The organism is Pseudomonas sp. CDFA 610 (genome assembly GCF_021147865.1).
GTDB lineage: Bacteria > Pseudomonadota > Gammaproteobacteria > Pseudomonadales > Pseudomonadaceae > Aquipseudomonas > Aquipseudomonas alliivorans.
The window spans coordinates 111608-123935 of the sequence record NZ_JAGTPM010000002.1 but is presented as its reverse complement, the minus strand read 5'-3'; the positions used below and the strand labels follow the sequence as shown (position 1 = coordinate 123935).

10 protein-coding genes are annotated in these 12328 nt (G+C 60.0%); 7 read left to right on the top strand and 3 right to left on the bottom strand.

Features of this window, described 5'->3' with window-relative positions:
• Positions 1–18: 18 nt before the first annotated feature.
• From KDX39_RS03700 to KDX39_RS03675, 6 genes are all read left to right on the top strand, one after another.
• Positions 19–633, top strand: coding sequence for a TetR/AcrR family transcriptional regulator (locus KDX39_RS03700; protein ID WP_231659429.1), 615 nt, complete (start codon positions 19–21; stop codon positions 631–633).
• Between the two features lie 75 nt (positions 634–708).
• Positions 709–1815: an efflux RND transporter periplasmic adaptor subunit gene (locus KDX39_RS03695; protein ID WP_231659428.1), complete on the top strand. Its 1107-nt coding sequence runs from the start codon at positions 709–711 to the stop codon at positions 1813–1815.
• Positions 1812–4922 (top strand): efflux RND transporter permease subunit, encoded by a 3111-nt coding sequence (locus KDX39_RS03690; RefSeq protein ID WP_231659427.1) that lies wholly within the window; start codon positions 1812–1814, stop codon positions 4920–4922. Before KDX39_RS03695 ends, KDX39_RS03690 begins: the two co-directional genes overlap by 4 nt.
• Before the next feature lie 2 nt (positions 4923–4924).
• Positions 4925–6205 (top strand): beta-ketoacyl-ACP synthase II, encoded by a 1281-nt coding sequence (fabF, locus tag KDX39_RS03685; protein ID WP_231659426.1) that lies wholly within the window; start codon positions 4925–4927, stop codon positions 6203–6205.
• Between the two features lie 132 nt (positions 6206–6337).
• The gene (locus KDX39_RS03680) at positions 6338–7549 is read left to right on the top strand and encodes a multidrug effflux MFS transporter (protein ID WP_231659425.1); all 1212 of its coding nucleotides are present in this window, start codon (positions 6338–6340) and stop codon (positions 7547–7549) included.
• 213 nt (positions 7550–7762) lie between these two features.
• Positions 7763–9424: a methyl-accepting chemotaxis protein gene (locus tag KDX39_RS03675; protein ID WP_442964521.1), complete on the top strand. Its 1662-nt coding sequence runs from the start codon at positions 7763–7765 to the stop codon at positions 9422–9424.
• 116 nt (positions 9425–9540) lie between these two features.
• Here the strand turns inward: KDX39_RS03675 and KDX39_RS03670 are convergent, their stop codons facing one another.
• The 3 genes from KDX39_RS03670 to KDX39_RS03660 form a co-directional block, all read right to left on the bottom strand.
• On the bottom strand, positions 9541–9963 hold the full coding sequence (locus KDX39_RS03670; RefSeq protein WP_331462070.1) for a hypothetical protein: 423 nt from the start codon (positions 9961–9963) through the stop codon (positions 9541–9543).
• Between the two features lie 78 nt (positions 9964–10041).
• Positions 10042–10239, bottom strand: coding sequence for a hypothetical protein (locus KDX39_RS03665; RefSeq protein WP_231659423.1), 198 nt, complete (start codon positions 10237–10239; stop codon positions 10042–10044).
• Between the two features lie 106 nt (positions 10240–10345).
• Entirely contained in the window at positions 10346–10972 is a 627-nt protein-coding gene (locus KDX39_RS03660; RefSeq protein WP_231659422.1) for a TetR/AcrR family transcriptional regulator, read from the bottom strand.
• Positions 10973–11082: 110 nt separating this feature from the next.
• Between KDX39_RS03660 and KDX39_RS03655 the strand changes: the two genes are divergently transcribed.
• Positions 11083–12288, top strand: coding sequence for an MFS transporter (locus KDX39_RS03655; RefSeq protein ID WP_231659421.1), 1206 nt, complete (start codon positions 11083–11085; stop codon positions 12286–12288).
• The last annotated feature ends 40 nt before the right edge of the window (positions 12289–12328 follow it).

Below are 12328 nucleotides of genomic sequence, written 5' to 3'. Positions count from 1 at the left end.
CGGAGCTAAGCTGGAAACATGACTAAGCACATTGATTCGACCCCATCACGCGGACCGTCAGAGCACAGCGTTCGCGATCAGGTCGTGGAAGCGGCCACCGAGCATTTCGGTCACTACGGTTTCGAGAAAACCACAGTATCCGACCTGGCCAAGGCCATTGGCTTTTCCAAGGCCTATATCTACAAGTTCTTCGATTCCAAGCAGGCTATCGGTGAGGTGATCTGCTCCAATCGCCTGGCCATGATCATGACCATCGTCGACGCGGCCATCGCAGACGCGCCAACGGCCTCGGAAAAGCTGCGGCGCCTGTTCCGCGCAGTGGTCGAGGCGGGAAGCGATCTGTTCTTTCACGACCGCAAGCTGCACGACATTGCCGCCGTCGCCACCCGTGACAAGTGGCCGTCCGCACAAGCGCACGACGCCCGGTTGCGAGAGCTGATCCAGCAGATCGTCCTCGAAGGGCGTGAGTCCGGTGAGTTCGAGCGCAAGACGCCACTCGATGAAACTGTTCAGGCCATTCATCTGGTCATGCGCCCTTACATCAGCCCGGTCCAGTTGCAGTACAACCTAGAAATCGTCGCCACAGCGCCTGTTCACCTGTCCGCGTTGATACTGAGAAGTCTCGCTCCTTGAGTTTGTGACTATTGACTAAATTGGTCACTATATAGAGAATCGGATTCCTGCTCACTTTTAAAAGTTAGGGATCCCATGCTCCGGCTCATACCTGCAACGCTCGCCGTTTGTGCTCTGCCTTTCGTTCTGACCGCGTGTGGCGACTCTTCGGGCGTGCGCGATCCTCGTACGCAACCTCCGTTGGTGAGAAGCGCTGCCGTCGCGAACGCCAGTGACGACGCTCGTTCGTTCACAGGCGTGGTGGTCGCTCGTGTGCAGAGCGATCTGGGGTTCCGCGTCTCCGGGAAGATTCTGGAACGTCTGGTAGACACGGGGCAGACGGTCAAGCGCGGCCAGCCGCTCATGCGTCTGGACCCGGTCGACCTCGGCCTTCAAGCGCAAGCCCAGCAACAGTCTGTGGCAGCTGCCGTGGCGCGTGCCAGACAGACGGCGGACGACGAAGCGCGTAACCGGGATCTGGTCGCTGCCGGCGCCATTTCTGCGTCGGCTTACGACCGGATCAAATCGCTGGCTGATACGGCCAGGGCCGAGCTCAGCGCTGCGCAGGCCCAGGCTGCTGTCGCACGCAATGCCACCGGCTATGCGGTGTTGCTGGCCGATGCCGACGGGGTTGTGGTTGATACGCTGGCCGAGCCCGGACAGGTCGTCAGCGCAGGGCAACCGGTGGTCAGACTGGCCAGGTCGGGCCAGCGTGAGGCCATTGTCCACTTGCCGGAAACAGTGCGGCCTGCCGTCGGTTCTCAGGCGCAGGCGCGGATGTACGGAAACGACGCCGACATGGTCCCCGCGAAACTGCGGCTGCTGTCCGATTCGGCCGATCCGCTGACCCGGACCTTTGAGGCGCGGTACGTGCTCGACGGTGCCAATGCCGTCGCTCCGTTGGGTTCGACTGTCACGCTCGACATCGATGATGGCAAAACCTCCGTGCAAGCGCTCGCGGTGCCCATTGGCGCGCTGCATGACGCTGGGCAGGGGGCGGGCGTGTGGGTGATCGCCGGGACACCGGCAAAAGTGTCGTGGCGCGGCGTGCAGTTGCTGGGCCTGAGCGACGATTCAGCCCGGGTGACAGGTGGCTTGAAGCCAGGCGAGCACGTCGTGGCGCTCGGTGCCCATCTGCTTCACGAAGGCGAAGAAGTGCTGATACTGCAGCCGCGTGATGTCGTTGCCGGAGCGAAGCCATGAGCACGGGCCGTTTCAACCTCTCGGCGCTGGCCGTTCGCGAGCGGTCCATCACGCTCTTTCTTATCTTCCTGATCGGCGTTGCCGGGACGCTCTCATTCTTCAAGCTGGGGCGTGCGGAAGACCCGCCGTTCACGGTCAAGCAACTGACGATCATTTCGGCATGGCCCGGCGCGACCGCGCAGGAAATGCAGGATCAGGTTGCCGAGCCGCTTGAAAAGCGCATGCAGGAGCTGAAGTGGTACGACCGAAGCGAGACGTACACTCGCGCCGGTCTGGCGTTCACCATGGTCTCGCTGCTGGATAAGACTCCGCCGTCCCAAGTGCAGGAAGAGTTCTATCAGGCACGCAAGAAAATCGACGATGCCGCCAAGACATTGCCGGCAGGCGTCATCGGTCCGATGGTCAACGATGAGTTCTCGGACGTGACCTTTGCGCTCTTCGCCTTGAAGGCCAAGGGTGAGCCGCAGCGGCTGCTGGTGCGCGATGCCGAAGCCCTTCGCCAACGGCTGCTGCACGTGCCCGGTGTGAAGAAGATCAATATCGTCGGCGAACAGGCCGAGCGCATTTTCGTGTCGTTTTCCCACGAGCGTCTGGCGACGCTGGGCGTCTCGCCGCAGGACATTTTCGCTGCGCTCAATACGCAGAACGTGCTGACGCCGGCGGGCTCCATCGAGACCCATGGTCCTCAGGTGTTTCTGCGTCTGGACGGCGCATTCGACAAGCTCGAAAAAATCCGCAATACGCCGATTGTCGTGCAGGGCAGAACCCTCAAGCTGTCGGACGTCGCGACCGTCGAGCGCGGTTACGAGGATCCGGCAACGTTTATGGTCCGCAGCCAGGGCGAGCCTGCCTTGTTGCTGGGCGTTGTGATGCGCGACGGCTGGAACGGGCTGGACCTTGGCAAGTCACTGGATGCCGAGACCGCCAGCATCAACGCGACCATGCCGCTGGGCATGACGCTTTCCAAGGTCACTGACCAGTCTGTGAACATCGCTTCATCGGTCGACGAGTTCATGATCAAGTTCTTTGTCGCGCTGCTGGTGGTGATGCTGGTCTGCTTCCTCAGCATGGGCTGGCGAGTGGGGGTGGTGGTGGCTGCCGCAGTACCGTTGACCCTGGCGATTGTGTTCGTGGTCATGGAGGCCACGGGGAAGAACTTCGACCGCATCACCCTGGGCTCGCTGATTCTGGCGCTGGGCCTGTTGGTGGATGACGCGATCATCGCCATCGAAATGATGGTGGTGAAAATGGAGGAAGGCTACGACCGTATCAAGGCGTCGGCCTACGCCTGGAGCCACACCGCAGCGCCCATGCTTGCAGGCACGCTGGTCACGGCAGTGGGCTTCATGCCCAACGGTTTTGCCCAGTCCACGGCGGGCGAATACACCAGCAACATGTTCTGGATCGTCGGCATCGCGCTGATTGCTTCCTGGGTCGTCGCGGTCGTATTCACACCTTACCTGGGCGTGAAACTGCTGCCTGACATAAAGCCGGTCGAAGGCGGTCACGCCGCGATTTACAACACGCCACACTACAATCGTTTTCGCCGGATTCTGGCTCGTGTCATCGCCCGCAAATGGCTGGTCGCAATTGTGGTAATCGTTACGTTTGTCGTCGCGGTGCTGGGCATGGGGCTGGTCAAAAAACAGTTCTTCCCCACGTCGGATCGCCCGGAAGTGCTGATCGAAGTGCAGATGCCTTACGGCACCTCTATCGAGCAGACCAGCGCCACCACGGCCAAGGTTGAGGCCTGGCTGCAAAAGCAGGACGCGGCGAAGATCGTGACGGCCTATATCGGCCAGGGCTCGCCGCGTTTTTATCTGGCCATGGCGCCTGAGTTGCCTGATCCATCGTTCGCCAAGATTGTCGTGCTGACGGACAGTCAGGAATCGCGTGAGGCGCTCAAGCACAGCATTCGCGAAGCGGTCGCGCAGGGGCTTGCACCCGAAGCGCGGGTGCGGGTGACGCAACTCGTGTTCGGGCCTTATTCGCCGTTTCCGGTCGCGTACCGGGTTGCCGGTCCTGACCCTGAAAAACTGCGCGAGATTGCGCAGCAGGTACAGACTGTCATGCAGAACAGCCCGATGATGCGCACCGTCAACACGGATTGGGGCTCGCGCGTCCCGACGCTGCATTTCTCGCTGAATCAGGATCGCCTGCAGGCGGTCGGACTGACCTCCAGCGCAGCCGCCCAGCAGTTGCAGTTCCTGCTCTCCGGTGTGCCGATCACTTCGGTGCGCGAAGACATTCGCTCGGTCGAAGTCATGGGCAGGGCGGCAGGTGATATCCGTCTGGACCCGGCGAAAATTGCAGGCTTTACCCTCGTGGGTTCCGGCGGCCAGCGCATCCCGCTCTCGCAGATCGGCGAAGTCGGCGTGCGCATGGAAGACCCGATTCTGCGTCGTCGCGACCGTGTGCCCACCATCACTGTGCGCGGTGATATTGCCGAGCATCTGCAGCCGCCGGATGTGTCATCGACAATCATCAAGGAGTTGCAGCCGATCATTGACAGCCTGCCGGCCGGTTACCGCATCGATCAGGCCGGGTCGATCGAGGAGTCGGCCAAGGCGACTGTGGCGTTGCTGCCGCTGTTCCCGATCATGATCGCGGTCACCCTGCTGATCATCATCCTGCAGGTGCGCTCGATGTCGGCGATGGTCATGGTGTTCATGACCGCGCCGCTGGGGCTTGTCGGCGTGGTGCCGACCTTGCTGCTGTTCAACCAACCGTTCGGCATCAATGCTCTGGTCGGGCTGATCGCGCTGTCCGGCATTCTGATGCGCAACACCCTGATCCTGATCGGACAGATCGATCAGAACGAAAAGGAAGGGCTCGACCCTTTCCATGCCGTGGTGGAAGCCACTGTGCAGCGAGCGCGTCCGGTGTTGCTAACGGCGCTGGCCGCCATCCTGGCCTTCATCCCGCTCACGCATTCGGTGTTCTGGGGCACGCTGGCTTACACACTGATCGGCGGCACGCTGGGCGGCACGGTCATGACCCTGGTGTTCCTGCCAGCCATGTATTCCATCTGGTACAAGATCCACCCCGATCAACAGCCGCAAGTCGCGCAACACATCTCCACTGACTCACCCATGACGAGGACCTGAGCATGAATCATCACCAAGGACAAAAGCGCGTTGTCGTCACCGGCTGCGGAGTAGTCGGGCCGTTGGGCTGCGGTGCCGAGGAAGTCTGGCGCAGGTTGCTGGAGGGACAGTCAGGTATTCGTCCGCTTGATGATGCGGTCAGTGACGGCACAGGTGTTTCGGTCGCAGGCCAGGTGCCAACGCTTGAGCAGGACCCGATCGCGGGTTACGACCCGGATCGCGTCATCGCTCCCAAAGAGCGCAAGAAGATGGACCGGTTTATCGAGTTCGCGCTGGTGGCTGCCCATGAGGCTTTGGAGCAGGCGGGCTGGCATCCCGAAACCGAAGCAGAGCAACAACGCACGGCCACCATCATCGCCTCCGGCGTCGGCGGGTTCGGTGTGATTGCCGATGCCGTGCGCACCACTGACGCACGCGGGCCACGTCGTCTGTCGCCGTTCACGGCTCCGGCCTTTCTGGCCAACATGGCGGCGGGACATGTCTCGATCCGCTACGGTTTCAAGGGGCCGCTGGGCGCGCCGGTGACGGCTTGCGCAGCCGGCGTGCAAGCGATTGGCGATGCAGCACGGCTGATCAGAAGTGGCGAGGCGGACGTTGCGATTTGCGGAGGAACTGAAGCGGCAATCGATCGCGTCACGCTGGGTTGTTTTGCCGCTGCGCGGGCACTGTCTACCGGGGTTGCCGACCGGCCTCAAGAGGTCTCGCGCCCGTTCGACCGTGACCGCGACGGGTTCGTCATGGCTGAAGGGGCAGGGCTGCTGGTGATCGAATCGCTGGAACACGCATTGGCGAGAGGCGCGACGCCGATTGCGGAACTGGTGGGATACGGCACCAGCGCCGATGCCCATCACCTGACCGCAGGCCCCGAAGACGGCAATGGCGCACGTCGGGCCATGGAACAGGCGCTGCGTCAGGGCGGCGTCGATGCGGCCGACGTGCAACACATCAACGCCCACGCCACTTCGACACAGGTTGGTGACAAAGGCGAACTTGCTGCCATTCGGGCGGTGTTCGGTGCCGGTGCGAAGGTCGCAATCACCTCGACAAAGTCTGCCACCGGGCATCTGCTCGGTGCTGCAGGCGGGATCGAGGCGGTGTTCACCGTCCTGGCACTGCGCGACCAGATCGTGCCGCCGACCCTGAACCTCATCCATCCGGATGAAGCGGCAGAAGGCCTGGATCTGGTGGCCCTGACCGCCCGCAAGATGCCCATCACCCATGCGCTGTCGAACGGGTTTGGTTTTGGTGGCGTTAATGCCAGTGCGTTGTTTCGGCGGTGGTAGCAACTGCTGTATGGAACGCCGCATTGATCCACAGCGAAGCGTTATGCCGGTTCCCGGCAGATCGCCGGCGAGCCGCCTCCTGCAGGGAATGGCGGTAACTCGGCAAGCCCTTTTTTGATAAGAGAGCCATCAATGACCCGCGTGACGGATAACGATGTGAACGTGGCACACACGGGCAAGGTGATTGCACTGCTGGCGGGCCTGTCGGCGCTCAGCATCCTGTCCACCAATATCATCCTGCCTGCCTTTCCGGAGATGGCAGCCCGACTGGGCGTCTCGTCACGCGAGCTGGGGCTGACATTTTCCAGCTTCTTCATCACCTTCGCTCTGGCCCAACTGGTCGTCGGCCCATTGGCAGATCGTTACGGACGAAAGAAGCTGGTATTGGGTGGTCTTTCAGTCTTCGTGATCGGCACCGCCGTGTGTGGCTTTGCTCAGTCGTTCGACATGCTGATCGCCGGGCGTGTGATCCAGGCCCTCGGGATATGCGCGGCCGCAGTGCTGGCCCGAGCCATTGCGCGGGACCTTTTTCAGGGCGAGGCCCTGGCGCGAGCGATGTCACTGATCATGGTCGCCACCGCAGCGGCGCCTGGCTTCTCGCCGCTGCTGGGCAGCGTGTTGACGACTGCGCTGGGGTGGCGGGCGATCTTCGTCATCGTCGCGCTTGCCGCGCTATTGGTCGCGCTGATCTACAGCCGTACGCTGGGCGAAACGCTGCCGGCTGCCAGCCGCGTTTCACGCTCTGTGCCTGAAGTCTGTGTCGCCTACGGCAAGCTGATGCGGGACCGTCGATTTATCCTGTCCGGTCTGTCGGTAAGCCTGTTGATGAGCGGGCTGTTCGCCTCTTTCGGCGCTGCACCTGCGATTTTGATGAACGGGATAGGGCTGACGTCTCTGGAAGCAGGGTTCTACTTCGCCGCGACCGTTTTCGTGGTCTTCACTGCAGGCATCGCAGCCCCCAGACTGGTCCATCGATTCGACATTCGAACCGTAACTGCGACAGGCTTCGCCATCGCATTGATCGGCGGACTGGTGCTGTTGCTGGGCCCGGTGAACCCGAGCCTGAGTCGCTACACCCTTTCGATGGTCATCTTCCTGTGGGGCATGGGCCTGGCCAATCCGCTGGGTACCGCCGTCACCATGGGGCCTTACGGCGCACAGGCCGGTCTCGCCTCCGCGCTGCTGGGGTTCCTGACCATGGGCTGCGCGGCGGTTACCACCTGGCTGGGATCGGCACTGACCTTTCCGGCGGTGACCACGCTGGGTGGAATTCAGGTGGTGGTGTGTGGTGTGGCGTTGGGGGTATTTGTGGTGAGTGGCAGAGGAATGAAGGGCTCTGCCTGATCGTTGGGTTTCTTCAGTTCTGCCAGCAGGCTGCAAAGCGTTTGCACACTTCAACGCGCCGGTCCAGATCTGCCATGCGTGTCCGGTACGCGCTGAGTACTTCGTTGCGCAATCACGCCTTGAAGGGGAGACGCGGCCAGAGGCGCCTTTAGTGATCCACCCGGTGCCAGACCGTTGAAGCTTGCCTAAAGTTTCCAGCGTTGAGTCGATAGCATGATGAAGTGTCATTCATTCGACGAAAGACAGGAATCCAGCATGCGCCTAAGAAATCTCAACGTAGTTCCCCGAGCTGCCCTGTTTTTCGCACTGATCATTGCCCTTGTTTTTGTGCTCGGTGCATTTGCCGTGGTGCAAATGGGCAAGCTGAGGGACGCTGAAAAAGATGTCGAACTCAACTGGATGGCCAGCATCCGACAAACGGCGTTGATGAACTCTTCTGTCCTTCGCCTGAGGCTTGAAACACAGCGTGGCCTTGCTGACCCTCAATCCATTCAGAAAACGATTGACGACTTCCCTGGCTACCGTAAAGCGTTCACGGATGCGGTGACAAATTATGAACCCCTCATCTCAAGCGAAAAGGAACGTTCGTTCTACACACCGGTGAAAAACAGTGCCGATGCCTATTCCAGGCAATTGGATCTTCTAGAACCGTTGATGAAGCAGGGTGATATTGCAGGGGCCGTGCAATTGGTCAGAACAGGTATTCGTCCTCTCACCAATGCGATGGAGGATCAGATCAAAGACCTCACCAACTTCAACAACGAAGGTGCCGCTCAGGCCGGCCAAACCGCAACTGATCTTTATGAGAGTGGCCTCTGGCTTGTTATCGGGCTTATCACGGTTGTCGTTATCCTGACGATCGGTTTTGCACTGCTGCTGACAAAAAGCATTACTTCGCCCATCAACGATGCCTTGTCTGTCGCAGAACGCATTGCAGCCAGTGACCTCTCCAGGGAGGTGTTGGTCAGCGGGACTGATGAAGCCGGGCGACTGTTGAAAGCGCTGGCGCAGATGCAGACAAACCTTCGTACCACGATCATGCAGATTTCCGATTCATCCACACAGTTGGCGTCCGCCTCGGAAGAAATGACGGCGGTTACAGAGGAGTCGAGTCGGGGTCTTGTTGCCCAGAATGACGAGGTCAACCAGGCGGCAACGGCGGTCACCGAAATGAGTGCGGCCGTTGACGAGGTGGCTCGTAACGCAGAGTCGGCTTCCGAAGAGTCAAAGCGCACCCAGGGTTACACCGAAGAAGGCTCGGCCCGAGTCGCCCAGACGTTGAAATCGATCCAGAAACTGAACGGTAACGTTGAAAACACCAGCGAACAGATTCAAGGTTTGTCCAATCGTGCCCAGAGCATCTCCAAAGTGGTCGAAGTGATTCGGGCGATTGCCGAGCAGACCAACCTGTTGGCGTTGAACGCCGCCATCGAGGCCGCCCGTGCAGGCGAGCAGGGCCGAGGGTTTGCGGTGGTCGCGGATGAAGTAAGAGCGCTTGCCCATCGAACTCAGGTGTCGACACAGGAAATCGAGCAGATGATCGCGGCGATTCAGACCGATTCCGATCTGGCGGTGAAAGCGATGAATACGAGCAAGGATCTGGCGACCGAGTCGCTGGGTGTCGCCCAGGAAGCCAGTACTTCGCTGGACCAGATTGCCAAGGCCATCGTCCAGATCAATGAGCGCAATCTCATGATCGCAACAGCCTCGGAAGAGCAGTCCCATGTTGCCCGCGAAGTTGACCGCAACCTGGTCAGTATCCGCGAGCTTGCGACCCAGAGCGCCGCAGGCGCCAGCCAGACGGCCAGTGCATGCGGTGAGATGTCGAAACTGGCGGTCAACCTGAATCAGTTGGTCAACCGGTTCGTGGTGTGATCCGTATTTTCGCGAGGCGGTGTGGACGCCTGGCCTGATTGCGTCGGTGGAGTGCTGTGCAACGCCAACGATCAATCAGGCACTTCTGGATGGGGAGCTTGTTCGACTGCTGACATTCAAGGCCCAACCAACGGGTAGTGCCTGATGCGGCATTCATGGGTTTGGCCGTCGCCTTTGCACAGGCCGTCCAGATAGCGGTAGTCGACCTGTACAGACTGCCCTTTTTGGGGCCACTTTCGACGCGGCAGCGGGTTCTGGTAGTCCTTCGTTTCTGGCGTAAAAACGAAGCGGGTCCCTTCTTCCGGGCACTCTACGGCGGGCGATGCCGGGCGTGATTTCAAAATCTGTGCCTGTAATGCCGGATAAGGCTTTTTCACCACATCGGTGATGCGCAATTCCATAAGGCATATTTGCCACGCCGATGCCTGGACTGGCTGGCACAGCAAGAAGAGTGGCAGGGGAAACAACAGGTGTCGTATCACGTAACGATTCATCAGCTTGGGCATTGATATCCGGCGCATGATCAGGCGGGTGTCCATCGAATCATGGAGTGTTTTTGACGTTCTGATCGGGTGCCAGACGCTCGCTGGTAAAAAAAACACACGTGGGCTGGCGGGTCAATGAAGGACCCTGCGGCTTTCCCCGATCCTGATTCTGTCGAGTGCTCTGTTCAAAGCATCCAGAGCGTCGAGCAATGCTTTCGCCTCAGACTCCCGACCATCGCCCCACAGGCGTTCAGCCATGGTATTAAGCGCCTGGATGGAGCGCTCGATATCAGCGGCAGTCGCCACTTGGGTTTGAGGTTTCTTTGGCATTGATTGATCTTGCTCCGGCGCGTCACTTCATCAGTTTCCGCACACTGCATGGTTGTGGAACGGCCTATGCTGCGACGTATTGAACACTGCGGTCAAAGCTTGCGGATCACTGACCATGGACATTCACGCTCAGACTATCCCATAACTCCATTATTTGGGTGACCGCAGCATCCAGCGTGTCATGAGAAACGCCATCGCGCGCCAATGTCGATAAGCCCAGCATAAAGCTGTCGAACACCGCAGCCAGGGTTTTCGGTATCACAGTCTTTGGTAATGCCCCCGATTCGACAGCGCGTTCGACGCAGGCAACCAATGCCGCACGGTTCATGTCTCTTGCCTGTGCCAGAGGCGCGGAGATCGCCTTGCTCTCGTCTGAACACGCGCTCATCAGCCCGAGCGACACCAGACATCCCTTGGGATGATCGTCTTCACACTGCATTTTGGCCGAGCGACGAAGGGTGAGTTCGATCGCTTCTCTGGGCGGCAGGGTCTGATCAAACAGGCTATCGGTGACGCGCCCGTGGGTGGTGAGGTAACGCTCCATCACCTCGGTGAACAGGGCTTGCTTCGAGCCGAACGCGGCGTAAAAGCTCGGCGCGGTGATGCCGCCACCGATGCTCGCCTTGAGTTGGCTGAGCGAGGTCGCATCATATCCATGCTCCCAGAATAAATGCATGGCCTGAGTGATTGCTGTGTCACGGTCAAACGTACGCGGGCGGCCCATCTGTGCCATGTCGGATCTCCTGCAGAGGCACTTAAATACTAATCGATACATAAGTCGTTGACTACTGTGCGCGTGCTCTCTACATTTATACCGATCAGTATATTAGTGGAGTGAGCTTGATGACGATGGATGAGAGAGACGGCAAAAAACTGCCATTGGGTGCTTTACTGGCCTTGGCGATGACAGGTTTCATCTGCATCGTGACTGAAACCTTACCTGCCGGATTACTGCCGGAGATCGGCAGTGGGCTGGGCGTCTCGCCGTCGTTGGCGGGCCAGATGGTGACGGTTTACGCGCTCGGGTCGCTACTGGCGGCGATACCGCTGACCGTTGCCACGCAAAGCTGGCGTCGCAGAACGGTGTTGCTGCTGCCGATCCTTGGCTTTCTGATATTCAATTCCGTCACGGCGCTGTCTTCGAACTATTGGCTGACTCTGGTCGCAAGATTTTTCGCTGGCGCCTCTGCGGGTCTGGCCTGGAGCCTTATTGCGGGCTATGCACGGCGCATGGTCATTCCCCAATTGCAGGGCAAGGCAATGGCGATAGCGATGGTGGGTACGCCCGTCGCGTTGTCGCTCGGGGTGCCGTTGGGAACATGGCTGGGTGGCTTCATGGGCTGGCGCATGGCATTCGGACTGATGTCTGGCATGACCCTGGTGCTGATCGCCTGGGTTTTGATCAAGGTACCGGACTATCCGGGTCAGTCTTCTTCCGAAAGGATGGCATTGCGTCAGGTCTTTTTCACGCCGGGCGTGCGCTCGGTGCTGGGCGTTGTGTTCACCTGGATGCTGGCGCACAACATTCTTTACACCTATATCGCTCCTTTTATTGCCGGGGCCGGATTGGCGAATGACGTCGATGTGGTGTTGCTGGCGTTCGGTATCGCGGCACTGCTCGGTATCTGGGGCACGGGGCGTCTGGTGGATCGTTATCTGCGTGCGACGGTATTGGCCAGCCTCGTGACATTCGCTGCGGTGTCGGTTTTCTTCGGCCTGTTTCCGGGCTCTGCCCTGGCCATCTACATCGGAGTCTTCATCTGGGGCCTGACGTTTGGCGGTGCCGCGACACTGCTGCAAACCGCCCTTGCCGACTCGGCAGCGGAGGGCGCTGACGTTGCGCTGTCGATGAATGTGGTGGTCTGGAACAGCGCTATTGCAGGCGGCGGAATAGTGGGCGGCGTGTTGCTCGGCCAATGGGGCGCAGGTTCATTCCCCTGGGTGCTGTTGGTGTTGCTGCTGGGTGGGCTGGTCATTACATCCCGAGCGCGATCGCATGGTTTTACCCAAGGTGTCAGGCAGTCCGGTCAATGGGTTGCTGGTCATTGATGAGCAGGCAGCATTGCGCTGCCTGCCATCGCCCTTAGGC